Here is a 23,121-nt window from a genome sequence, read left to right as displayed (position 1 = left end):
TGACCGTGTCTGCCGCTTGACTTCACCTGGAACCCTCGCCATTAAGCGCGTTTTCCGGATTCAACCCTGACTCAGAAGGGCCGCGACATGGCCAAACCCGCAACCATCAAGATCCGCCTCAACTCGACGGCTGATACCGGCTTTTTCTATGTGACGAAGAAGAACCCGCGCACGATGACCGAGAAAATGGTCCAGCGGAAGTATGACCCGATCGCGAAGAAGCACGTCGAGTTCAAAGAAGGCAAGATCAAGTAAGGTCTTGTTCCTTTTGGAGCTTTTCAAAGAACCCGCGCTTTCCGGCGCGGGTTTTTTCTTTTGGGCTCAGGTGTCTGGTCGCCCGTCATGCAGCTTGCGCGCGTCCCGCAGCTTCGGGAACAGGAAGGCTGAAAGCCAAGCAATCCCCGCCGCCGCAATGCCGCCTGCCACCACGGTAAACACCGGCCCCAGAAAGAACGCCATGAACCCCGCCCGCGTCTCCCCAAGCTCATTGGAAGCCCCGACAAAGATCGAGTTCACCGCATTCACCCGCCCCCGAACCTGGTCAGGGGTCCATATCTGCACCAGGATGTCGCGGATATAGACCGACACCATGTCGAAAGCGCCCACCAGCACCAGCGCCAGGATCGACAGCCATGCGAGCGTGGAGGCCCCGAAAACCGCTGTGGCAAGCCCGAACAGCGCCACAGCAACCAGCAGGATCCAGCCGGCATAGTCGCGGATGGGAAACGCCGTGATCAGCACAATCGCGATGATCGCCCCCACCCCCGGCGCCGCCCGTAACAGGCCCAGACCGGCTTCCCCCACATCCAGAATATCCCGCGCATAAACCGGCAGCAGCGCCACAGCCCCGCCCAGCAACACCGCGAACAGGTCCAGCGTGATCGCGCCCAGCACGATCTTCTCCTTCCAGATATAGCTGAAGCCGCCCAGCAGGTTTGAAAGTGTCGTAGGTGTCCGCTCGATCCTCTGATCAGGCTTGGGAAGCGTCAGGATGAGCAGCGCGCCAACGGTCAGCAGGCTCATGGCCGTTCCGTAAGCAAAAGGTGGGGAGATGCCCGCCAACAGGCCGCCCGCGACCGGCCCGGCAATGGACGCCAGCTGCCAGGAGGACGACATCCACCCCACCGCGTTCGGGAACGCCTCTCTCGTCACCAGATTGGCCACGAGGCTGGACGAGGCGGGCCCATAGAAGGCGCGCGCAACACCAAACACCGTCAGCACACTCAGCACAGGCACCGGCTGGAACTGGCCAGTCAGGGCGAGGTAAAGGATGGCGCCCGCGCACGCCATCATCAGCAGCATCGAACTCGCCATCACAAGGCGCCGGCCCACCCGGTCGGCCACGTTGCCGGTCACCACCACAAGGCCCAGCGCCGGCAGGAACTGCACCAGACCGATCCAGCCAAGCCAGATGGGATTACGCGTCTCGTCATAGATCTGCCAGCCGATGGCAACCGAGAGAACCTGCGTGGAAAAGGACGTGAAGAAGCGCGAAATGAAGTACCGGGTGTAGGACGGGTACCGGAACGCTTCGAAACGATCTGACATGAGCGCGAATAGGCTCCCTCACGGCTGGTCAGCCGCTGTGGGCCTCCGGTGCCGCAAAGTCAATCAGGCGGCGATACTCTCGACCCGGTTCCGCCCGCCGGTCTTGGCCTGGTAGAGCGCGGTGTCGGCCCGGTGCATCAGGTCGTCGATGGTATCCCCAGCGCCCTGGAGCGTGGAGACGCCCGCGCTGACGGTGATGCGAAGCTCCTTCGTGCCGCCCAGCACCGGAAACTCCGCCGCGGCCACCGCCTTGCGGATACGCTCGGCTGCCGCGCAGGCCAGATCGCCCGGTGTGTTGGGCATCAGCACAACAAACTCTTCCCCGCCTGTGCGGCAGACAACATCGGTGGGCCGGACATTCGCGCGCAGGCGTTTGCCGATCTCGCGCAACACATCATCGCCGGCCTGGTGGCCGTGCGTATCGTTGACGGCCTTGAAATGGTCGATGTCAGTCATCATCAGCGACAAGGGCTGGTTGCCACGCACAGCCCGCTGCATGAACTGCTCAAGCTGGCCGTTCATGTAGCGCCGGTTATGCAGGCCGGTGAGCTGATCGATGACTGACAGCTCGAGGCCCCGGTCCACACGCTGGCGCAGGATATCGATATAGCGTGTGCGGCGCGTCTGGGTGCGGATGCGCGCAGCCAGTTCCTGACGGTCAATCGGGATGGTGATCATGTCACTGGCGCCGATCTCAAGCCCGCGCAGGGCCTTCGCCTTGTCATGCGGATCACAGATCAAAATGACCGAAATGGACCGCGTCACCGGGTTCATCTTGAAATGGGCGATCAGTTTCAGCGGATCGAAGCTGCGGGCAAACAGGGACAGGATCAGCACATCGACGCGCTCGGTCGCCAGCTCGCCCATGTCGCCGGCTTCCATGAGGGTCGTGGCTTTGTGCCCCTGCGCGCGCAGGGTGTTGGCAAGGCGGCCGGAGGAGCGGGCATCGTCATCCACGATAAAGATGCGGGAGGGCCGGTCTATCTCTTCGCGGCTGAGTTCTTCCATCGCGCCGGAGCGCAAGCCGCTCGCCTCCCGCTGGCGCAGCTCGGACGCCACGGTGTTGTAACGCATCAGCGCAGTGATGCGGGAGTTCAGCAGGAAATCATCGACAGGCTTGGTCAGGAAATCTTCCGCCCCGGCATCCAGCCCCTTCACCCGGTCTTCCAGCTCGCTGAGCGCGGTGACCATGACGACCGGAATATAGGACGTTGCCGGGTCAGCCTTGAGCCGGCGGCAGACTTCATAGCCATCCATGCCGGGCATCATCACGTCCAGCAGGATGATCTCGGGATGCTCCAGGCGGGCGACTTCCAGCGCCTGTGGGCCGTTCTCGGCGAGAAGTACGGTATGGTACTGCGCCTCCAGCTTTGCCTGCAGCAGACGCCGGTTCGCCTCGATATCATCGACAACGAGGATGCGGGCTGTCATGCCGCCGGTTCTTTCGGCATCAGCGCCTCAACGGCGCGAATGAAAGAAGCGATCTGGATCGGCTTGGAGAGATAGCCCTCGCACCCGGCTTCGCGCACCCGCTGCTCATCAGCGCGCATGGCAAAGGCAGTGACGGCGAGAACGGGGATGTGGGCGACCTTCTTGTCGTCCTTCAGCCAGCGCGTGATGTCGAGACCCGACACTTCCGGCAGCTGGATATCCATGATGATGAGGTCTGGAAGCTCTTTGCGCGCGATCTCAACGGCCTTGGCGCCGTCACGGCATTGGAAGGTCGTGAAACCGTATGCGCCCAACAGGTCGCAAAAGAGGCGCATGTTGAGTTCATTGTCCTCAACAACAAGCACCTTTCCGGATCGCTTCTTGACCATCGGTTTCCGATTAGTTGACGATTCGCACGGGCGCGGGTGCGCCAGCTTCAGCTATACTGCAAATTATTAACGTGCCTTTACGCCTGCGGCAGGGCGTGTTTGCGGCAGGCCCCGGAACATGGCAGGAACACAACTGTCATGTCGAGTCTTTGCCGCGATTGCCAGCACCGGAGCGAGGTCGAACTCGCCGCCTGCCCCGCCTGTGGCAGCCGCAGGATCGTGACCCATCCGGCCCTTTTCAGCCTCTCGATTGCGCATGTGGACTGTGATGCCTTCTACGCCACGGTGGAAAAGCGAGACAATCCAACGCTCAAGGACAAGCCGCTGATTGTTGGCGGTGGCCAGCGGGGCGTGGTGACCACCTGCTGCTATATCGCGCGCCTCTACGGCGTGCGCTCGGCCATGCCGATGTTCAAGGCGCTGAAACTCTGCCCGGACGCGGTCGTCCTGCCGCCGGACTTCCGGAAATACCGGGAAGCGGCCAAAGCGATTCGGGCCGAGATGGACCATCTGACACCTCTGGTGCAGCAGGTTTCCATTGATGAGGCCTATCTGGATCTCTCCGGAACCGAGCGCCTGCACGGCGCCCCGCCCGCCGCCAGCCTTGCCCGGCTGGCGAAGACTGTGGAGCGGGAAGTGGGCGTGACGATCTCCGTCGGCCTGTCAGCCAACAAGTTTCTCGCCAAGACGGCCAGCGAGCTCGACAAGCCGCGCGGCTTTGCCATCATCGCGCCGGAGGAGGCCGAGGCATTTCTGGCGCCCCACCCCGTCAACTTCCTGCATGGCGTCGGCCCGAAATTCGCCGAGTCGCTGAACAAGGACGGATTCTACACCATCGAAGACATTCAGCATGCAGACCTCAAGAGCCTGATCCGGCGCTATGGCGAGACGGGCGACTGGCTGAAACGCTGCGCCCATGGGCGGGACAACCGGAAAGTAAATCCGCATGAGGACCGCAAGTCGGTCTCCAGCGAGACGACCTTCTTCGAGGACACTGCCGACTTGAATATCCTGGAGGACCATCTCTGGCGCCTCAGCGTAAAGACCGCGGACAGGGCCAAGGCCGAAGGCGTCTCCGGCCGCGTGGTGACGCTGAAACTCAAGACCTCTGACTTCCACCCGCTGACCCGGCGCCTCTCGCTGGCCGAGCCGACCCAACTGGCTCAGGAAGTGTTCCGGGCCTCCCGGCCGCTGCTGATCAAGGAGGCGACCGGCCGGGTGAAATACCGGTTGATCGGCGTCGGCCTTTCCGAGCTTTCCGACTACCGGGCAGATGCCGTGGACCTGATCGACCCCAGGATTGCCAAGCGCGCCGCCGCCGAGCGCGCCTCAGACAAGGCCCGCGCCAAATTCGGATCCGGCGCGGTCGTGACCGGACGGGCGGCGAAACATGGGAAGAAACCTGAGGGCTGACTCTGCCGCCACGGCAGGTTAGGACGGGCGCGAACGCTTACAGGAGTAACCCCATGTCCACACCCGAAGCCCGCCTTGATGCCCTTGGCATTGCCCTGCCGACGCCGATGAAGCCGGTCGCCACCTACGTGCCCTTCGTGATCACCGGCAACATGCTGTTCGTTTCGGGGCAGGTTTCGGCAACGGCCGAGGGCCGCATCATGGGCCGCCTGGGCGAGAATATGGAACTCTCCGCCGGCCAGCAGGCCGCGCGCATCTGCGGCATCAATCTGATCGCGCAGGCCAAGGCGGCCGTGGGCGACCTTTCGCGCATCAAGCGCGTTGTGAAGCTGGGCGGCTTCGTCAATGCGGCGCCATCCTTTGTGGACATTCCGCAGGTGGTGAACGGCTGCTCGGACCTGATGGTCGACGTGTTCGGCCCGGAAGTAGGCGCCCATGCCCGCTCGGCCGTGGCGTGCCCCACCCTGCCGCTTGGCGTGGCCGTTGAGGTCGACGCCATCTTCGAGATCGCCTGATCCCGATGGCCCGCCGCTTTGCCCTGAAGGATTTTGCCTATGCCCATCGCGGGCTGTGGACGAAGGACGGCCTGCCGGAGAATTCCCTCGGCAGCTTCAGGGCAGCGGCGGAAGCCGGCCTTGGCATCGAGTTTGACCTGCGCCCCTCGGCCGATGGCGAGGTGATGGTGTTCCATGATCCGGATCTGCAGCGGATGACCGGCGCAGCAGGCGCGTTTGAAACCCTGCCGGCCAGCACCCTCAAGACCCGCAGCCTGAATGGCGGGGATGAGCCTCTGCCTTCCTTCCAGGATCTGCTCTCCCTCTGGCCGCATCGCCTGCCGATGCTGGCGGAGATGAAGATCGACGGCAGCACAGACCCCGCCGCCTTTGCCCGCAGGGTGGGCGAGCGGTTGATGGACTGGCCCGGCCTTGCTGCGGCCATGAGCTTTTCCGACATCGCCGTGCGCGCGTTGCCAGAAGGCCTGATGCGCGGCCAGCTGATCGCGCCCAGCGCGCAGTACGGCGAGGCCTATTTCGATGCCTTCGCGGAAGCGGCCATCGCCGATGGGATCGACTATCTGGCCGTCCATTACACTGACGCTGCCCGCGCCGCCGCTGCGCTGGAGGGGCGGGATATCCCGTTTGTGGTGTGGACCGTGCGCACGGAGGCAGACCTTGCCGCCCTCAAGCCGCATCAACCTGCCGTGATCTTCGAACACTTCAGTCCGGCGCTGGCGCTTGGCGTGATCGCGCCCTAGATTTGAGGGCCATGGACGCCGCCCTCCCCCAGATCAGCTCTGTTTCCTCCCTCGCCGGTATTGATCCGGCCGAATGGAACGCCGTCGCCAATCCGCCCGGCGTTCCCTATGACCCGTTCCTGACCTGGGAATTCCTGGAAGCGATGGAAAGCTCCGGCGCGGCCTCGCCCCGCACCGGCTGGCGCGGCGCGCATATCCTGGTTCGCGATGCTAATGGGCGCCTGCGGGCAGCCATGCCGACGTGGTTCAAATACCATTCGCGCGGCGAGTTCGTGTTCGACCAGAGCTGGGCCGAAGCCTGGGAGCGGGCCGGCGGGGCATATTACCCCAAACTGTTGTGCGCGGTACCGTTCACGCCGGTGACCGGGCGCCGCCTGCTGGTGGGGCCGGGGCCGGACGCCAACGCCTATCATGCCGCGCTGCTGGACGGCGCGCTGCAACTGGCCGAGCAGACGGGCGTTTCCTCGATGCACATCAACTTTATCGATGAGGCCGAGGCGCCCTTCCTTGAGGCGGCCGGCCTTCTGATCCGCACCGACCAGCAGTTTCACTGGCAGAATGACGGATACGGATCATTTGACGATTTCCTCGCCACCCTTTCCTCCGCGAAGCGCAAGAACCTGCGCAAGGAGCGGGCGAAGGCGCAAGCCGGGCTTTCCTTCCAGCATGTGCGCGGGGCGGAGATCACCGAGGAACACCTCGACATCTTCTTCGAGTTCTACATGGACACCGGCAGCCGCAAATGGGGCTCGCCCTACCTCACGCGAAAATCCTTCTCGATGCTCCGCGAACGGATGGCTGACGATCTTCTCTTCATCTTTGCCTGCGAGGAAGACCGCATCATTGCCGGCGCGATGAACCTAGTCGGCTCCGACACGCTCTATGGCCGCTATTGGGGCACGCTGGACGGACGGCCGATGCTGCATTTCGAGACCTGCTATTATCAGGCGATTGACTACGCTATCGCGCACGGCCTCAAAACGGTGGAAGCGGGCGCGCAGGGCGGCCACAAGCTTGCCCGCGGCTATGGCCCCGTCCTCACCCGCTCCGCCCACTGGATCGCCCATCCCGGCTTCCGCGACGCAGTGGCAGATTATCTGAAGCGCGAGCGCGCGGCGGTTGACGAGGATTTCGGCTACCTGAAGGAGAGAACTCCGTTTAAGAAAGGGGAATGAGCGGGGCAGTCACTATCAGGAGATGCGCAAGCGCAGAGGAAGCGGCGATTGTCTGCGCCCTCCTGAATGATGCGGGCATTCCAGCGAGTCTTGAAAACTGGCATCATGCAATGATCGACTGGGGCGCCCTTCAGGCATTGGGCGGTGTCGGCGTTCTGGTGCCCTCCGGTCAGGTCGATGCTGCCAGGCGGGCGATCATCGAATACGCCGAGAGTGCCGACGATCGCCTGTCTGCCGAGTTTCCAACACTGGAAGACTACCCGTTGAAACCAAAACGGCTTCGCTACTACATCCTTCTCAGCTACTATACCGGTCTGGCCGCTCTGCCGCTGATCGTCATCCCTGCGTTGATCATAGGGGTCCTCAAAGCCCTCGCCGACGCAAGAATCTACGGTTTTGACTGGTCGCTCATACCCTTGCACTTTGACTGGAGAAATTGGCTGGTGCTGGCCCTCGCGCAAATAGCCACCGCAGCTTACTTCCTTGTCCCTCTATCGGTTTTCGTGTTTCTTGCACGCCGGTTCCTGAATCAGAGAGCAAGGCAGAAGCAGAGCGCATGACCCTTCACGCAGCCTACGATCCCGACAATATCTTTGCCAAAATCCTGCGCGGCGACATGCCGAGCTTGAAAGTGTTCGAGGATGATGTCGCCCTCGCTTTCATGGATGTGTTCCCGCAGAGCGAAGGGCATACGCTGGTCATCCCCAAGGGCATCCAGGCCCGCAATTTTCTCGATATGCCGCCAGATTATCTTGGCAGCTACATGCTCCGCGTGCAGCGGGTCACAAAGGCGGTCGAGTGGGGCCTGAAGCCGGACGGGCTGCGCGTGATGCAGTTCAACGGCGCGCCCGCAGGGCAAACCGTGTTCCATCTGCACTTTCACATCATCCCGATCTGGGAAGGCCGCGAGCTAGGCCGCCATGGCGGCGGCACGATGGCCACACCGGAGGAACTGGAGCCAGTGGCAGCGAAGATCCGCGCGGCGATTTGATAGCCCCTCACCTCCCATCGCTTTGCGATGGGCCTCTCCTCTCCCGCAACGCGGGAGGGATCAATCACATCCAGATTATTTGTTGCGTGAGACGGCGCGGTGAAAACCCCTCTCCCATGAAGTGGGAGAGGAGGGGCCCACGCCCGAAGGGCGTGGGAGGTGAGGGTCTGCTTTGAAGTTCAGGTTGAGCTGATTGTGCTCAGAGACGGGGATCAAATCCCCAGCTTCGCCTTCAGGATGTCGTTCACAGCCTTGGGGTTGGCCTTGCCACCCGAAGCTTTCATCACCTGGCCAACGAACCAGCCGAGCGTCTGCGGCTTATCTTTCACCTTGGCGACCTGATCAGGGTTTGCGGCGATGATCTCGTCAACAACCTTTTCAATCGCGCCCGTATCGGTGACCTGTTTCAGACCATGCTTCTCGACGATGGCGGCCGCTTCGCCCTCACCCGCAATCATCCGGGCAAAGACATCCTTGGCAATCTTCCCACTGATCGTGTCGTTCGAGATCAGCTCGATCAGCCCACCAAGCGAACCGGCAGAAACCGGGCTCTGCGACAGCTCCAGCCCTTCCTTGTTGAGATAGCCGAACAGTTCCTGCGTTACCCAGTTAGCGGTGAGCTTCGCATCCCGTCCCTTGGCGGCTTCCTCGAAGAAGGCGGCCTTGTCGGCATCAGAGGTCAACACGCCCGCATCATAGCGGGAGAGGCCGTAGTCCTTTTCGAAGCGCGCGCGCTTCTGGTCGGGCAGCTCCGGCAGAGACGCGCGGATTTCCTCGATCCAGGCCTGTTCGACTTCCAGCGGCAGAAGGTCCGGGTCCGGAAAATAGCGATAGTCATGCGCATCTTCCTTGGAGCGCATGGAGCGGGTTTCGCCTTTCACCGGATCGAACAGGCGGGTTTCCTGATCGACCTTGCCACCGCTTTCGATGATCTCGATCTGGCGGCGGGCTTCATATTCGATGGCCTGCTGGATGAAGCGGTAGGAGTTCATGTTCTTGAGCTCGCAGCGCGTGCCCAGATGGCTGAAATCGCCCGTCTCGCGGAACTTCTCATACTGGCCGGGGCGGCAGACGGAGACGTTCACGTCCGCCCGCAGGTTGCCCTTCTCCATGTCGCCGTCGCAGGTGCCCAGCGCGATGACAATGGCGCGCAGCTTTTTCACATAGGCAGCGGCCTCGGCGGGTGAGCGTACGTCCGGCTTGGAGACGATCTCCATCAGCGCGACGCCCGAGCGGTTGAGGTCCACATAGGTCGAGTTCGGGTCCATGTCATGGATCGACTTGCCGGCGTCCTGCTCCAGGTGCAGGCGCTCGATGCGGCAGGGGAAGGAATAGTCCTCCTTGCCCGGCACTTCGACATCCACCTCTATCTCGCCCTCGCCCACGATGGGGTGTGCGAACTGGCTGATCTGATAGCCTTGCGGCAGATCGGGGTAGAAATAGTTCTTCCGGTCAAAGCGGCTGTAGGTGTTGATCTGCGCCTTCAGGCCGAGGCCGGTGCGGATCGCCTGCTCAACGCAGAAACGGTTGATCACCGGCAGCATGCCCGGCATCGCCGCGTCCACCAGGGAGACGTTGCAGTTGGGGGCAGCGCCAAAGGTGGTGGAGGCGCCGGAGAAGAGCTTGGCGTTAGAGGCCACCTGCGCATGGATTTCGAGCCCCATGACGACTTCCCAGTCGCCGGTTTCGCCTTTGATGCGGTAGGGGGTGCGCTCGGTCATCGCTTCTCTCAATCAATACCTGCAATTAGGGCGCCCTTCTAACCCCCGCTGGCGGGCCCTGTCGAGACACGCTGACACCGCACCGCGCCCGCCTTTCCAACGCGGCCAAAAAAGGGCTTCAAATTATCCCCGGATGGCGCAAAATCAGCCCGGCCGCACAAGGAGCCGGCCCGGCCATGCTGTTCAAGATGATTCTCGATGGCGCGAAGGCAGAGGAACGGTCGATCGCGCGCGGTTTCCTCAAACATATTGTGGCGGGGTTTGCCTGCGGCCTTGCGCTTGGCACGGCGCTGGTGGCGGGCATTTTCCTGAGTTTCAGCCACCTGGAACTCCACGTGCCGTTCGTTTTCGTGGCCGCCATGCTGCTGCAGTTCGGGCCGATTGGCGGGCTGATCGGGGCGGGTGTCTATCTCTCGCGGATCACGGATCGCAGCCGGGACGCGGCAGAAGCCTCGCAAGGTGATGACGATGATGAAGACCGCCCCGGCGGCGGCACGAAGGCTCCGGTCACGCCAGCGAAGGCCGCGCCCTCGCCCCGCGCGCCTAGATCTTCCCCTCTTCCCGCGCCCGCCTGACACGCTCGGCGCGCGCGGCCATCTTTTCTTTCATGGTGGCGGTAGAAGCCGCCCGTGTGGGCGCTTCCGCCTGAGGGGCCGGTTCGGAGACAAGCTGGGGCTCCGGGGCGGCGGGTTCTTCTTCCTGCAGCTTGCCTTCCTGGATGAGGCGGCGCCGTCTGGCCGCCACGCGGGCTTCCCGCTCACGCAGCGCGCGGCTCTTTCCGCCGGTCAGCGAGCCCAGACCGAAAGCAACGGGCTTTTTGCTGCCGCCCTCGCTGGGGATCGCGTCCTCCTGGCGGCGGCGCAGGACATTGGAAATCCGCCACGCGACATACAGCGCCACGGCGATACAGACGGCGATCATCGTCTGCATTTCAGGGGCAAACATGCTGTAGCCGTTCTGGGTAAGCACGCTGGCCATCAAGGTGAACGCAATGCCCAGCGTGATGGCGAAAATGATAAGAAATCGGGTCATAAGCCCAATATTACCACCAGCGCTCCGGCTTGGCCACAAAGCCCGCTGCATCTTCCAGGGCGCCACCCACGCGGAAGCAGGCGCTTTCGTCCAGCGCCTTGCCGATTACCTGCAGACCAAGCGGCAGGCCATTGGCCGAAAGGCCAGCAGGCACCGCAATGCCCGGCAGGCCGGCAAGGTTTGCCGTCACCGTGAACACATCCATGAGATACATCTCGATCGGATCGCCGGACTTCTCGCCAAAGGCAAAGGCGGTCGACGGACAGGCAGGGGTCAGGATCGCGTCGCACGTTTCGAAAGCGTCCACGAAATCCTGCAAAATCTTTGCACGAACCTTCTGTGCCCGGAGATAATAGGCATCATAATAGCCCGAAGAGAGCACATAGGTGCCGATCATCAGGCGGCGCTGCACTTCCTTGCCGAAGCCGCTGGCGCGAGACGCTTCATACGTCTGCGTCAGGTTGTTGCCTTCAACGCGCGCGCCATAGCGCATGCCATCATAGCGGGCGAGGTTTGACGAAGCCTCGGCAGGCGCCACGATATAATACGCCGGCAGGGCGTATTTCGTGTGCGGCAGGGAGATGTCGACGATCTCCGCGCCCGCCGCTTTCAGCCAGGCGATCCCCTGCTGCCAGAGGGCGTCGATCTCTTCGGAGAGGCCCTCAATGCGGTATTCCTTCGGAATGCCGATCTTCATGCCCTTGACGCCCTTGCGCACATCGCTGCGCCAGTCGGGCGTTTCGATGTTCAGAGAGGTGGAATCCTTTGGATCATGGCTGCACATGATCTCGAGCAGCAGCGCGCTGTCTTCCACGGTCTTGGCGATCGGGCCGGCCTGATCCAGCGAGGAGGCGAATGCCACCATGCCATAGCGGCTGGCCCGGCCATAGGTCGGCTTGATGCCGACCGTGCCGGTGAAGGAAGCAGGCTGGCGGATGGAGCCGCCCGTATCAGACGCGGTGGCGGCAAGGCAGAGATTGCCCGAAACGGCCGCCGCCGAACCACCCGATGAGCCGCCCGGCGTCAGCCCGGCATTGTCGCCCTTGCGGCGCCAGGGGTTGATCGGCGGGCCAAAGCGCGAGGTCTCGTTGGACGAGCCCATGGCGAACTCGTCCATGTTGAGCTTGCCCAGCATGACGGCGCCTTCGTCCCAGAGGTTCTGGGTGACGGTCGACTCATAGGTGGGGGTAAACTCGCCCAGGATGTTGGAGCAGGCAGTCGTGCGCACGCCCTTGGTGCAGTAAAGATCCTTGATGCCCAGCGGCGCGCCTTCCAGCTTGCCACCCTCGCCTTTGGCAATCCGGGCATCAGAGGCTTTCGCCATTTCCAGCGCCTTTTCCGGCGTCTCGACCACATAGGCGTTGAGGATGCGGGCCTTTTCCATGGCCGACAGGAATGCCTGCGTGATCTCCACCGAGGAAAACTGCTTGGATTTCAGCCCATCCAGCGCGGCGGCGAGGGTCAGGTCGGTCAGGTCGGTCATCGGGAAATCCCATGGATAATAACCCCCGCCTGCTAGGCCCCAATGCCCAAAAGTTCAAGTGTCCGTGAGGCCGCTTGCTGCGGTTCCGGGCCAGGTGCAGAGTAGGGCTTGAGCCTGCCCTGCCCCTGGAGTTCCCCATGCTGAGATCTGCGGCCCTTATTTTCACCACGGCCCTTCTGGCTGCCTGCCAATCGGCGCCCGGCACAGGAACGCCCCAGGGAATTGCCGCCTACGCCGATGACCCGCGCCTCGGCGCGCCGGTAGACCGCATCTGTTTTGCCTCCAGCATCGACGGTTTCAGCGATAACAAGCGCAACACGGTCATTCTGCGCGAAGGGCGCGATGAGTATATGGTCGAGGTGTTCGGCGCCTGCCCGGATCTGGAATATGCCCAGAGCATAGGCATCGATTCCACCACGGGATGCCTGACCCGGAGCGATGCCCTTATTGTCGGCCACACCCCTGGCGGCACCGGCATGGGTCCGCAGCGCTGCCTTATCAAAGAAATCCGCAAATGGGACCGGAAAGCCGAAAAGCCCGCTGAAGCTGCCCCCGAAACCCCGGCCGAATAATTTTCCTTGGCCCCCGGATGGCGACAGCCTCCGGGCGTGCTAGACACCCCGCTCATGACCACATCATCTGGGGGCGCGCGCGTCGAGGTCAAAACCTCGCCCCTTCACGGACGCGGATTGTTTGCTTCAACCGACATACCGGCCGGCGCGCTGCTTGGCGTCTATCCGCTGCTCATCCTGTCGCATGAAGACACAGAGCGGCTGAAGACCACGCGGGTCTATCATTACGTCTTCTATGTTGACGAGCGTGAGGAAGACGGCGCCGTGCGGGCCGCTGTCGCCTTCGGCAAGATCTCGATGTGCAATCACAGCCCCGATGCAAACGCAGACTTCTACGTTGACGGCGAAGCAGAAACCGTCACCCTGACATCGCGTGTCGCCCTGAAAGCGGGCGATGAAATTCTTATTGATTACGAAGACTTTGCTGACGAGGCGATCTGAAATTTAGCTGCACTTCAGGTCAGCCTGCCCGAGCGCCAGTCATCGTAAAAACGCAGCAGATCTTCTGGAATTCCGCTCTCAAAAACCTCATTTAACGGGTAATGGGGCATCATCGCCTGAACAGCGTTTAACAAAGCAATACCTTGCCGCCTGTCTTTTGGGCGCTTTAACGGGTTGCGCTTTGCCTGCTCCGACATCCAAAGCTTCTGAAGTGCAAACCATCGGGGATCAGGAGCAACAATCCTGACCGGTGTGCCGTCGCGGCAGACAGCAACCTGATCTACCGGACTTCCCAGCAGCAACCATTCCTGCTCCGGCAGGGGCACTGGCTTTGGCTGGTCATTGCGTCCCATGGTGGCATGTCTTGAGGGCGCGACGAGAATCTCGACCTCATAAGCCTTTGCGTTGCGCGCCTGAAACGTACGCTCCGTATTCACCGTAAATGTAGGGTCAACAGCTTTCAGCATTGTCCAGACAGGAAGCTCTCCTTCCTGAACTTCCGTCGCAGACCAGGCGAGATCAAAGTCATCCGTCTCATCCGGCGCGCCTGTTAGAAAGCCTGCCGCTTCGATCGAATACGCCGCAAGCGCATTTGTACCCACAACAAGCAAATGGCTGCCAAGAAGCGCTCTTCGGTCGCACTCCTGAAGGATCGGGCCAGCGCCACTGGAAAGCATTGGCAAACGCAGCGCCCGGTACAGGCGCGCGCTTTCATTCAACATCGACCGAGCAGCATCCCGCTGGGTCTGCGCGCCCTGCTTTGCTTCCCGATATGCACTGAAACGCTCCTCGAGCGCATCATTCATGCGGCCAAGGCTACGCCCATTGCCTCTATGATCAAAGATTTCATAGAGATAGGTCTTGCCATCGACCGTCTTGCGCCTCAGGTCATACGACATATCCGCCAACCGGCGTTCAGCTTCCATCCACACATCATAGCGCTGGCGCAGATTAATGAGGGTTCGAAGCTGCTCATCAGAAAAGGGTTTGACTGCCACCGATTTATCCCATGATTTTGATTTTTTTATTATTATGGGATAAATTTATAAAAATCAATATATTGGATTGACCGGCATCATCGTTTCCCGATGGTACAGCCCTACACCAAAATGGAGGAAAGAATGTCCCACACTGTGCCCGCAACCGGCCTGCAACTGCGCAGCCTTGTCACCAAAGACGGCAAGCTGGAGCTGTCACTGGCTGAAGTGGCCGTGCCGGAGCCCGGCCCGGATGATGTGGTGATCCAGATCGAGGCGACCCCGATCAACCCATCAGACCTTGGCCTTCTGGTCGGCGGCGCCGACATGCGCACGGCCAAAGCCTCCGGCACGAAAGAGCGCCCCGTCATCACTGCCGATGTCCCCCAGGCTGCCCTGCGCGCCATGGCTGCCCGGCTCGACCAGTCGATGCCGGTCGGCAATGAAGGCGCCGGTGTCGTCGTCAAAGCTGGTTCATCCCCCGCGGCCCAGGCCCTGCTCGGCAAACGCGTCACCGGTCTTGGCGGCGAGATGTACGCTCAGTACCGGATGCTGAACGTCGCCCAGGTGATGGAGTTGCCTGCCGGGGCCACCTCGCGCGATGGCGCCTCCTGCTTCGTCAATCCGCTGACGGCGCTCTCCTTCGTGGAAACGATGCGCATGGAAGGCCGCAAGGGCATCGTTCACACGGCCGCCGCCTCAAACCTCGGCCAGATGCTGGTGAAGATCTGCCAGAAGGACAATGTCCCGCTGGTCAACATCGTCCGCAAGAAGGAGCAGGCCGACCTCCTGAAAGGCCTCGGCGCGAAATACATCGTCGATTCGACCTCTCCCAACTTCATGGAAGAGCTGATCACCGCCCTTGCTGAAACCGACACCACGCTCGGTTTTGACGCGATCGGCGGAGGCCCGCTCGCCGGCCAGCTGCTGATCGCCATGGAAGCGGCTGCCAGCCGCAAGATGAAAGAGTTCAGCCGCTATGGCTCTGGCCAGGAAACGCAGGTCTACATCTACGGCCGGCTCGACATGTCGCCGACCACCGTGCCGCCGGGCGTGGGCTTTGCGTGGAACCTCTCCGGCTACCTGCTGACCCCGTTCCTGCAGAAGGCGGGCGCCGAAGTGCGCGCCAAGATGCGCCAGCGCGTGATGGACGAGCTGACAACCACCTTCGCCAGCCACTACACCGCCGAAATCTCGCTCGCCGAAGCGCTCGATCTCGACACGCTCCACGCCTACAACGCCAAAGCGACGGGCACGAAGTATCTGATCAATCCGGCGAAATAATGAATAGTCAGCGGGAGGCGGTGGTTATTCCACCGCCTTCGGCACAACAAAAAACCCGTGCTCGCTGCGCGGCGCATTCGCCAGCACCTGGTCCTGGATGTTGCCATCCGTTACCACGTCTTCGCGCATCGGCAGCTTCGTCTCGACCACGGAGGTCAGCGGCTCCACGCCCTCGACATCCACCTCATTGAGCTGGTCGATCCAGCCAAGGATGCCGTTGAGTTCCCCGGCAAGCTCGTCCAGCCGCTCTTCCGGCACCGCAATGCGGGACAGGCGGGCAACTTTGCGGACATCGTCGCGGGTAACGCTCATGGGTGCAGGCTCCTGAAACTCCCTGCCCCATACGCCATAGGCAGAGGCCCATCAAGGCTGTAAGGGACGCGGGAATATGGCTGTGGTGGATCTCTTCGACCTGCCCCGCGAGGGCGTCCTGCTGGGCATAGACCCCGGCACCGCAACCATTGGCGTCGCCGCGACAGACCGTATCCGCATGATGGCCTCGCCCGTAGAGACGATCCTCAAGAAGAAGCTCGCCCCGGCGCTCGAGCGCCTGTTCCAGGTCTACGATCAGCGCGAGGCCGTGGGCCTGATCGTCGGCCTTCCGCTGAATGTTGATGGCAGCATGGGCCCGCGCGCCCAGTCCGTCCGCACGCTGGTGTCCAGCCTCCTGAAGGTGCGCGACCTGCCGGTCGCCTTCCAGGATGAGCGCTATTCCTCCGCCGAGGCGGGCGATGTGCTGCGTGCCGCCGGGGCCTCCCGCCGCCACCGCGAGGCAGGAATCGACGCCGCCGCCGCCGCCATCATCCTGCAGGACGCCCTCTCTCGGCTGGAGCAGCGCCCGTGAACGCCTTTCTCATCGCGCTGCTGCCGGTCATTCTCATCGTTGCCCTCGGCCAGCTGCTATCGACGCGCCGCTGGATACAGCCCGAAGCCTTCCGGGCCATCGACCGGCTCTCTTTCCTGGTCCTTCTGCCCGCCCTTATCGTCCGGGCGCTGGCGAATGCAGAGTTTGACACCGCCCCCTGGCAGATGGTGGCCACGCTGGTGGCTGCCCAATGCGCAATGGGCGTGGTCGGCCTGGCCGCCTATGGCTGGCCCGGCATCGACCGGCCCGCGATTGGCACGATCATCCAGTCAAACGTACGCTGGAATACGATTATCGCCCTCTCCCTCGGCGCGGCGCTGTTTGGCGACGAGGGCGTCGCCCTAGTGGGTTTGGCCGCAGCTGTCATGATCCCGGCAGCGAACGTCATCTCCGTCTACGCCCTCACTGCGCATGCAGACCGCCCACCGGGCGTCAAACCCCGGCCCTTCCTGGCTATGACGCGCAACCCGCTGGTTATCGCCTGCGTCATCGGTATTGGCCTGGCTGCGGCCCACATCGAAATTCCTGCCGCAATAGATGAAACCCTGCGCATCCTCGCCAACGCCGCCATTGCCACCGGCCTGCTCAGCGCCGGGGCGGGGGTTGACCTCAAGGCGCTCACCCGCGCGGGCCTGCGCACGTTCACCTGGTCTTTCATCCGCCTGTTCGGGATGCCGGCGCTGGTTCTAGCGATCGGCTTGCCGCTCGGGCTCTCCGGATTGCCGCTGGCCATTGCCCTCCTCTGCGCAGCCACCTCCACCGCCCCGAACTCCTACGTCCTCGCCCGCGAACTCGGCGGTGACACAACGCTCGCCGCAAACCTCATCGCGGTTCAAACCGTGCTGGCCAGCCTCACCCTGCCGCTGACCTGGGCCCTGATCCTGTGGCTGGAGGCGGTTTGAACCCGCCCCCAATCGTCATCATCAGCGAAGTCGAGGAATCGGGCGGCTCAACCCCGCAGCTCAAAATCTACCACCACCCCGAAGTGATCCGAGCGCACCAGCCCCTGCGGGCTGACCGCAGATCGCCCTGCCACACCGGTCACCCGCACCGCGCCCACCACTGCCACATGATCCACGGTCTGCGCTTCAATGCCAGGAAGCTTTCCGCGCGTTGCGATCTCGTATCCTTCAAAGGCCTGCTCCAGCATCTCGTATGACCGAAGAGAGCCATAAGTGCGCGGCATCCGGCGATTGAAATCGCCCATCACGATCACCGGCCCATCCTGCCGCCATCGGTGAAGATAAGGCATCAATACTTCCAGAAACCGCTCATGCTGTTCCCATACGCGCGCTTTCGGCACCTGCCCCAGCGGACTCGCCATATGGTAGGGAATGCAGATGCCGACGATCCGCACATTGCGCCCGCCAATCTGTGTGCAGGCCGAAACAGAGCCTCCGAATGCGGCTGCTTGCTCCATCGGGTCAATATCCGCCCAGGGGTGGGGCGACCAAAGTACAACCTTGCGCTCCCCCGTTGCTTGGCGGCTCCACGCCACGCCCTGTGCCGCCAGCACATACCCCCCAAACGCTTCGAGCGATCCTTCCCAAGCCTCTGTCAGGCAGATGATATCCGGCGAGAGCGCGCCAATCTCCGCGATCAATGACGCAGCTTTGGGCGAGGCCGGGTCATTGCGCTCGATATTCCAGTTAACCAGCCGCATTGTACGCCACTCCCTACCAACACTTGCCCCGCCGGAGAATCCCGCCTACACCGCCGCAAATCTGAGGTATTCCGATGGCGCCGCGTAGGCCAGACTACACCTTCACGCACGAGCATCTGCTCGGAATCGAAGGCCTTCATCCCCTCGATATCGCCCATATTCTCGACCTTGCAGACAGCTATGCCGAGAAGACCCGCGGGGGCATCCGGCCTGATCCGGTGCTGACCGGCAAGACGGTGGTGAACCTCTTCTTCGAGAATTCCACCCGCACGATGTCGAGCTTCGAGATCGCCGCCCGCCGCCTTGGCGCCGATGTGGTGTCGATGCCGGTGGCCAATTCCTCGGTGAAGAAGGGCGAAACGCTGATCGACACGGCGATGACGCTCAACGCCATGAAGCCGGACGCGCTCGTTGTTCGCCACTCGGCCTCGGGCGGGGCAAAGCTGCTCTCCCGGAAGGTCGACTGCGCCGTGATCAATGCCGGCGACGGCACGCATGAACACCCCACCCAGGCGCTGCTGGACCTGCTGACCATACGCCGTGTCAAGGGCCGCATTGAGGGGCTCAAAGTGGTCATCTGCGGAGACATCGCCCATAGCCGCGTTGCCCGCTCCACCACGATGGCGCTCCACCTGATGGGCGCGCGCGTGCATCTCTGCGGACCCAGAACGCTGATCCCTCCGGGTACGGACACATGGGGCGCCGAAAGCGCCGGCACAGATTTCGACGCTGTGCTGAAGGGCGCTGATGTCGTGATGATGCTGCGCCTGCAGCTGGAGCGGATGAACGGCTCCTTCCTGCCCAGCCGCCGGGAATATTTCCGCTATTTCGGCCTCACCGCCGAGCGCCTCGCCCTTGCCAAGCCCAATGCCACCGTGATGCATCCCGGCCCGATGAACCGCGGCGTCGAGATCGAAAGCAAGATCGCCGATGGGCCGAGCTCGGTCATCACCCAGCAGGTCGAAATGGGGGTCGCCGTGCGCGAGGCCGTCCTCCACCTTCTTGCCGGAGGAAAATCATGAGCCTGCAGATCGTCAACGCCCGCCTGCTTGATCCGGCCACGGAGCTTGATGCCCCCGGCGCAATCCTGATCGAAGAAGGCAGGATCAAGGACATCCGCGAAGGCGCTGAAGCGACGTTCACCGGCGTAAAAACAACCCTCGATGCCGGCGGCCTCTGCCTGGCGCCGGGTTTGATCGACATGCGGGTCAAAACCGGCGAACCTGGCGACGAGCAGAAGGAAACCTTGGAAACGGCTTCGCGCGCGGCCCTGTCCGGCGGCATCACCAGCTTCGTCGTGATGCCGGATACGCGCCCCGTCATCGACGATGTCGCCCTCGTCCAGTTCATCGCCGAGCGCGCGCGTGAAACTTCCAAAGCCCGCATCTATCCTGCTGGCGGCCTCACCGTAGGGCTGACCGGCGAAGCGATGGCGGAGCTTGGCCTGATGGCAGACGCCGGCGCAATCCTCTTCACCAATGGCGATATTCCTATCGCCAATGCGCAGGTTATGAAGCGCGCGATGGCATATGCTGCCAGCCGCGGCGCCATCGTCATGTCCCGCCCCGACGAGCGCGCTCTGACCGGCAGCGGCGTGATGAATGCCGGCGCCTTTGCCGCGCGCGCAGGCCTCTCCGGCATTCCGGCAGACGCCGAATGGATCGGCGCCATGCGCGATGTGACGCTGGCCGAGCAGACCGGCTGCACGCTGATCCTCGATCAGGTGTCCACCGCCCGCACGCTGGAAATCGCCACCGCCGCCCGCAAGCGCGGCGCGAAGGTTTACACCACGGCGGCCGCCCATTCCCTCTTCTTCAACGAACGCGATGTCGGCGACTACCTGACTTATTGCAAGGTGAACCCGCCCTTCCGGGATGAGACCACCCGCCAAGGCCTGATCGCCGCACTGAAAGCCGGCGAAATCGACGCTGTCGTCTCCGCCCATGATCCTCAGCCCCCGGAAGAAAAGCGCCTGCCCTTCGGCGAGGCGGCCTTCGGCGCGGCCGGCCTTGAAACCGTGCTCTCGGCCCTGCTGAACCTGCACCATGATGGCCCGCTCACACTGCTTGAAGCCATCGCCCCGGTCACCCTCGGCCCGGCCACCATACTCGGCCTCCCGCAAGGCCGCCTCGCCAAGGATGCCCCGGCAGATATGATCCTCTTCAATCCCGGCAAGCCCTGGCTTTGTGAGCGCGAAGACCTTCTCTCCCGCTCAACCAACTCCCCCTTCGATGGCCGCCGCCTTCAGGGCCGCGTGATGCAGACCTTCGTGGGCGGAGAACGGGTGTTCAAGCGGTAAGGGAATGCAGAAGGGCAACAACCTTACTACGGGCCCCATCGGCCCGGCGCTGATCTCCTTCACGCTGCCCACACTCGCCTCCTCCATTCTGCAATCGGCCAATGGCTCGATTGACACGATCTGGGTCGGCCGCCTCCTCGGCGAAGATGCCGTCGCCGCGACGACCAACGGAAACCTGGTCGTCTTCCTGCTGACGGCATTTGTCTTCGGCTTCGGCATGGCTTCCACCATTCTGATCGGTCAGTCGATGGGACGCAGCGATGTCACGGCTGCCCGCCGCGTGGTCGGCACGGTGATCGGCACATTCCTGCCTGTCTCCGCCGCGCTCGCCATTGCCAGCTGGTTCCTGGCGCCCGCGCTGCTCGGTGTTCTGGAGACGCCGGCTGAGGTCGTGCCCCTGGCCATTCAGTTTCTCCAGATCATCTTCCTCGCCCTGCCGGCCATCCTTATCATGACGATGTTGATGATGGCCCTGCGCGGGGCGGGCGACGCGATGACACCGCTGATTTTCATGGCGGTGGCGGTTGTTATCTGTGCAACGCTGAACCCGTTTCTTATTCTCGGCATAGGCCCTTTTCCGCGCCTCGGCATCGGCGGCTCGGCCCTGGCGCTGACACTGGCGAACTATATCAGCCTCATCGCCATGCTGGTCTACATCTACCGCCGCGACCTGCCACTGCGTCTGCGCGGGCTGGAGCTGTCATACCTGAAGCCGGACCTTTCCATCCTGCGTCTGATGGTCGTGAAGGGCTTGCCCATGGGCCTGCAGATGATCGTTATCTCCGGCTCGCTGCTGGCCATGATGTCCCTCGTCAACCGGCAGGGCGTCGACACCACCGCCGCCTTCGGCGCCACCCAGCAGCTCTGGACCTATGTGCAGATGCCGGCGATGGCCATCGGCGCCGCCGTCAGCGCCATGGCCGCTCAGAATATCGGCGCAGGCAGGTGGGACCGGGTGGACCAGATCACCCGCACCGGCATCCTGTTCAACCTTGCCCTCACCGGCGCGCTGGTCGTTCTGCTCCTGCTGACCGACCGGGCAGCGATGACGATCTTCCTTGGCGGCGCCAGTGACGCGGTGGCCATCGGCCAGAACATCGCGCGTCTCGCCACCTGGGGCTTCATACCCTTTGCCGTCACCATGGTGCTGTTCGCCACGGTGCGCGCCAATGGGCAGGTCATCTGGCCGCTGATCATCCTCTTCATCTCCATGTTCCCGGTACGCCTCGGCTTTGCGTATGGCCTGCAAGACTGGCTTGGTTCGGATGCCATCTGGTACAGCTTCCCGGCGGGCATGGTGGTCACCATGCTGCTCGCCATCGTACTCTACCGGTTCGGCAACTGGCGCAGCGAGCGCGACATGCGCGTGCCGGATGCCGATACCGCCGAAGCGTCTGCCTTGGCGGCCACCGTTTCAGGCGAAACCACCTCTTCCATCGGCGCCGCGGCCAATCCGCCGCGTCCGCCGCGCCGGAAGAGTGAAGACTAGGCTGCGCATAGTGTTGGCGCGCCGGATTCGCGGGATATAATCGGCTCAAATTCTTTTACGCCGCTAAGCAGGAATGCCCGAATGACCCCCACGCCCGAGCTCATCAGCCGCTATTACGCCGCCTTCAACGCCAAGGACTGGAACGCCATGGCGGGCTGTGTTTCGGAAAACATCAATCACTTCGTCAATGAGGGCGACAAGCGTGGCGGGCGCGCAGCCTTTGCAGACTTCATCGCGCATATGGATGACTGCTATGACGAGACCCTGACCGACATCGTGGTGATGGCCTCCCCGGATGGCACCCGCGCCTCGGCGGAGTTCATCGTCAACGGTGTCTACAAGAAGACAGATGCCGGCCTGCCCGAAGCCAACGGCCAGACATACCGCCTGCCCGCCGGCGCCTTCTTTGATGTGAAGGATGGTGAAATTCAGCGCGTCACCACCTATTACAATCTCAAGGAATGGATCCGGCAGGTCTCATGATCGTCCGCCCTCTGACGGGAGAAGATCTGGAGCGCGCCCTCCCCGCGCTGGCGCGCCTGCGCATCGAAGTGTTTGCGACCTTCCCCTATCTCTATGCAGGCACGGAAGAATACGAGCAGAAATACCTGCGCACCTTTGCAAAAGCGCGCGATGCCTTCATCTTTGCCGCCGAAGAAGAGGGCGAGATTATTGGCTGCGCCACCGGATCGGCCATCGATGATCATCACGGCGAGTTTGCAGCGCCGTTGAGAGACGCCGGCTTTGATCTTGCCTCCACCTTCTATTTCGGGGAGTCGGTTTTGAAATCCGGCTATCGCGGGCGGGGCCTCGGCCATGCTTTCTTCGATGCCCGTGAAACACACGCGCAGGAACGGGGCTATGCCCGCGCCTGTTTCTGCGCTGTAGACCGCCCGGCAGACCATCCCCAGAGACCGGCGGACTACAGCCCGCTCGACAGTTTCTGGCAGAAGCGCGGCTATCGCAAACTGCCAGGCCTTGTTACGGAATTTGCCTGGCCCACAATGCCCGGCGGACCAGACTTCACCCACCCCATGAATTACTGGCTACGCGAGTTCTGATCCCGCCGCCTATCCCGAAGAAAGACTGCTGA

27 protein-coding genes are annotated in these 23,121 nt (G+C 62.7%); 18 read left to right on the top strand and 9 right to left on the bottom strand.

Going from position 1 to position 23,121, the window contains the following annotated elements; all coding sequences use genetic code 11:
• The first annotated feature begins 87 nt into the window (after window positions 1–87).
• The gene (gene rpmG / locus BBF93_RS05810; protein ID WP_035594522.1) at window positions 88–255 is read left to right on the top strand and encodes a 50S ribosomal protein L33; all 168 of its coding nucleotides are present in this window, start codon (window positions 88–90) and stop codon (window positions 253–255) included.
• Window positions 256–321: 66 nt separating this feature from the next.
• Here the strand turns inward: rpmG and BBF93_RS05805 are convergent, their stop codons facing one another.
• The 3 genes from BBF93_RS05805 to BBF93_RS05795 all read right to left on the bottom strand — a co-directional run bounded on the left by BBF93_RS05805 (window position 322) and on the right by BBF93_RS05795 (window position 3,368).
• Window positions 322–1,548, bottom strand: a complete 1,227-nt coding sequence (locus BBF93_RS05805) for an MFS transporter (protein ID WP_035594519.1) — start codon at window positions 1,546–1,548, stop codon at window positions 322–324.
• A 63-nt stretch (window positions 1,549–1,611) separates the two neighbouring features.
• Entirely contained in the window at window positions 1,612–2,979 is a 1,368-nt protein-coding gene (locus tag BBF93_RS05800) for a PleD family two-component system response regulator (RefSeq protein ID WP_035594516.1), read from the bottom strand.
• Window positions 2,976–3,368: a response regulator gene (locus BBF93_RS05795; protein WP_035592468.1), complete on the bottom strand. Its 393-nt coding sequence runs from the start codon at window positions 3,366–3,368 to the stop codon at window positions 2,976–2,978. The genes BBF93_RS05800 and BBF93_RS05795 overlap by 4 nt, the downstream gene beginning before the upstream one ends.
• Before the next feature lie 138 nt (window positions 3,369–3,506).
• Here BBF93_RS05795 and BBF93_RS05790 point away from each other — a divergent pair, with 138 nt between their 5' ends.
• The 6 genes from BBF93_RS05790 to BBF93_RS05765 are packed head-to-tail and all read left to right on the top strand — an operon-like array spanning window position 3,507 to window position 8,202.
• On the top strand, window positions 3,507–4,781 hold the full coding sequence (locus BBF93_RS05790; protein ID WP_035594514.1) for a DNA polymerase IV: 1,275 nt from the start codon (window positions 3,507–3,509) through the stop codon (window positions 4,779–4,781).
• Window positions 4,782–4,834: 53 nt separating this feature from the next.
• On the top strand, window positions 4,835–5,296 hold the full coding sequence (locus BBF93_RS05785; RefSeq protein WP_035594512.1) for a RidA family protein: 462 nt from the start codon (window positions 4,835–4,837) through the stop codon (window positions 5,294–5,296).
• A gap of 5 nt (window positions 5,297–5,301) precedes the next feature.
• Entirely contained in the window at window positions 5,302–6,036 is a 735-nt protein-coding gene (locus BBF93_RS05780) for a glycerophosphodiester phosphodiesterase family protein (protein ID WP_114105290.1), read from the top strand.
• Between the two features lie 11 nt (window positions 6,037–6,047).
• Window positions 6,048–7,211, top strand: coding sequence for a GNAT family N-acetyltransferase (locus tag BBF93_RS05775; protein ID WP_114105289.1), 1,164 nt, complete (start codon window positions 6,048–6,050; stop codon window positions 7,209–7,211).
• Window positions 7,208–7,771, top strand: a complete 564-nt coding sequence (locus BBF93_RS05770) for a DUF2007 domain-containing protein (RefSeq protein ID WP_114105288.1) — start codon at window positions 7,208–7,210, stop codon at window positions 7,769–7,771. The genes BBF93_RS05775 and BBF93_RS05770 overlap by 4 nt, the downstream gene beginning before the upstream one ends.
• On the top strand, window positions 7,768–8,202 hold the full coding sequence (locus BBF93_RS05765) for an HIT family protein (RefSeq protein WP_035594506.1): 435 nt from the start codon (window positions 7,768–7,770) through the stop codon (window positions 8,200–8,202). Before BBF93_RS05770 ends, BBF93_RS05765 begins: the two co-directional genes overlap by 4 nt.
• A 212-nt stretch (window positions 8,203–8,414) precedes the next feature.
• Here the strand turns inward: BBF93_RS05765 and gatB are convergent, their stop codons facing one another.
• A complete protein-coding gene (gatB, locus tag BBF93_RS05760) occupies window positions 8,415–9,923 on the bottom strand; it encodes an Asp-tRNA(Asn)/Glu-tRNA(Gln) amidotransferase subunit GatB (RefSeq protein WP_114105287.1) in 1,509 nt (502 codons plus the stop codon).
• Between the two features lie 176 nt (window positions 9,924–10,099).
• On the opposite strand from gatB, the gene BBF93_RS05755 reads away from it, so the two are divergent.
• Window positions 10,100–10,498 (top strand): hypothetical protein, encoded by a 399-nt coding sequence (locus BBF93_RS05755; protein WP_114105286.1) that lies wholly within the window; start codon window positions 10,100–10,102, stop codon window positions 10,496–10,498.
• Here the strand turns inward: BBF93_RS05755 and BBF93_RS05750 are convergent.
• Together BBF93_RS05750 and gatA are read right to left on the bottom strand one after the other, a co-directional pair.
• Window positions 10,467–10,955, bottom strand: coding sequence for a hypothetical protein (locus BBF93_RS05750; protein WP_035594499.1), 489 nt, complete (start codon window positions 10,953–10,955; stop codon window positions 10,467–10,469). The genes BBF93_RS05755 and BBF93_RS05750 overlap by 32 nt on opposite strands.
• A gap of 10 nt (window positions 10,956–10,965) precedes the next feature.
• Window positions 10,966–12,438 carry an Asp-tRNA(Asn)/Glu-tRNA(Gln) amidotransferase subunit GatA gene (gatA, locus tag BBF93_RS05745; protein ID WP_035594497.1) on the bottom strand — a complete coding sequence of 491 codons (1,473 nt, stop codon included), beginning with the start codon at window positions 12,436–12,438 and terminating at the stop codon, window positions 10,966–10,968.
• A 137-nt stretch (window positions 12,439–12,575) separates the two neighbouring features.
• Here gatA and BBF93_RS05740 point away from each other — a divergent pair, with 137 nt between their 5' ends.
• Together BBF93_RS05740 and BBF93_RS05735 are read left to right on the top strand one after the other, a co-directional pair.
• Window positions 12,576–13,010 carry a DUF6491 family protein gene (locus tag BBF93_RS05740; protein ID WP_114105285.1) on the top strand — a complete coding sequence of 145 codons (435 nt, stop codon included), beginning with the start codon at window positions 12,576–12,578 and terminating at the stop codon, window positions 13,008–13,010.
• A 54-nt stretch (window positions 13,011–13,064) separates the two neighbouring features.
• A complete protein-coding gene (locus BBF93_RS05735; protein ID WP_035594490.1) occupies window positions 13,065–13,451 on the top strand; it encodes an SET domain-containing protein in 387 nt (128 codons plus the stop codon).
• A gap of 14 nt (window positions 13,452–13,465) precedes the next feature.
• On the opposite strand, the gene BBF93_RS05730 is transcribed toward BBF93_RS05735, so the two are convergent.
• Window positions 13,466–14,449: a GSU2403 family nucleotidyltransferase fold protein gene (locus tag BBF93_RS05730; RefSeq protein WP_114105284.1), complete on the bottom strand. Its 984-nt coding sequence runs from the start codon at window positions 14,447–14,449 to the stop codon at window positions 13,466–13,468.
• 123 nt (window positions 14,450–14,572) lie between these two features.
• Here BBF93_RS05730 and BBF93_RS05725 point away from each other — a divergent pair, with 123 nt between their 5' ends.
• Window positions 14,573–15,712: a zinc-binding dehydrogenase gene (locus BBF93_RS05725; protein ID WP_114105283.1), complete on the top strand. Its 1,140-nt coding sequence runs from the start codon at window positions 14,573–14,575 to the stop codon at window positions 15,710–15,712.
• Window positions 15,713–15,736: 24 nt separating this feature from the next.
• On the opposite strand, the gene gatC is transcribed toward BBF93_RS05725, so the two are convergent.
• On the bottom strand, window positions 15,737–16,024 hold the full coding sequence (gene gatC / locus BBF93_RS05720; protein WP_035594483.1) for an Asp-tRNA(Asn)/Glu-tRNA(Gln) amidotransferase subunit GatC: 288 nt from the start codon (window positions 16,022–16,024) through the stop codon (window positions 15,737–15,739).
• A 76-nt stretch (window positions 16,025–16,100) separates the two neighbouring features.
• Between gatC and ruvX the strand changes: the two genes are divergently transcribed.
• Both ruvX and BBF93_RS05710 read left to right on the top strand, forming a co-directional pair.
• A complete protein-coding gene (gene ruvX, locus BBF93_RS05715) occupies window positions 16,101–16,556 on the top strand; it encodes a Holliday junction resolvase RuvX (RefSeq protein WP_114105282.1) in 456 nt (151 codons plus the stop codon).
• On the top strand, window positions 16,553–17,479 hold the full coding sequence (locus tag BBF93_RS05710; protein WP_114105281.1) for an AEC family transporter: 927 nt from the start codon (window positions 16,553–16,555) through the stop codon (window positions 17,477–17,479). Before ruvX ends, BBF93_RS05710 begins: the two co-directional genes overlap by 4 nt.
• A gap of 47 nt (window positions 17,480–17,526) precedes the next feature.
• On the opposite strand, the gene BBF93_RS05705 is transcribed toward BBF93_RS05710, so the two are convergent.
• Window positions 17,527–18,240, bottom strand: a complete 714-nt coding sequence (locus BBF93_RS05705) for an endonuclease/exonuclease/phosphatase family protein (protein ID WP_114105280.1) — start codon at window positions 18,238–18,240, stop codon at window positions 17,527–17,529.
• Window positions 18,241–18,314: 74 nt separating this feature from the next.
• Here BBF93_RS05705 and BBF93_RS05700 point away from each other — a divergent pair, with 74 nt between their 5' ends.
• The 5 genes from BBF93_RS05700 (at window position 18,315) to BBF93_RS05680 (ending at window position 23,089) form a co-directional block, all read left to right on the top strand.
• Window positions 18,315–19,262 (top strand): aspartate carbamoyltransferase catalytic subunit, encoded by a 948-nt coding sequence (locus BBF93_RS05700; RefSeq protein WP_035594472.1) that lies wholly within the window; start codon window positions 18,315–18,317, stop codon window positions 19,260–19,262.
• Entirely contained in the window at window positions 19,259–20,539 is a 1,281-nt protein-coding gene (gene pyrC, locus BBF93_RS05695) for a dihydroorotase (RefSeq protein ID WP_035594470.1), read from the top strand. Before BBF93_RS05700 ends, pyrC begins: the two co-directional genes overlap by 4 nt.
• Window positions 20,540–20,543: 4 nt before the next feature.
• On the top strand, window positions 20,544–22,028 hold the full coding sequence (locus tag BBF93_RS05690) for an MATE family efflux transporter (RefSeq protein WP_114105279.1): 1,485 nt from the start codon (window positions 20,544–20,546) through the stop codon (window positions 22,026–22,028).
• A gap of 81 nt (window positions 22,029–22,109) precedes the next feature.
• A complete protein-coding gene (locus BBF93_RS05685) occupies window positions 22,110–22,511 on the top strand; it encodes a ketosteroid isomerase-related protein (protein ID WP_035594465.1) in 402 nt (133 codons plus the stop codon).
• Entirely contained in the window at window positions 22,508–23,089 is a 582-nt protein-coding gene (locus BBF93_RS05680) for a GNAT family N-acetyltransferase (protein ID WP_035594805.1), read from the top strand. The genes BBF93_RS05685 and BBF93_RS05680 overlap by 4 nt, the downstream gene beginning before the upstream one ends.
• Window positions 23,090–23,121 lie beyond the last annotated feature (32 nt).

Origin of the sequence: Hyphomonas sp. CACIAM 19H1 (assembly GCF_003325995.1) — a bacterium.
Classification (GTDB): Bacteria; Pseudomonadota; Alphaproteobacteria; order Caulobacterales; family Hyphomonadaceae; genus Hyphomonas; species Hyphomonas polymorpha.
The sequence above is the reverse complement of the archived record's forward strand: the minus strand, read 5'-3'. Positions and strand labels throughout refer to the sequence as shown.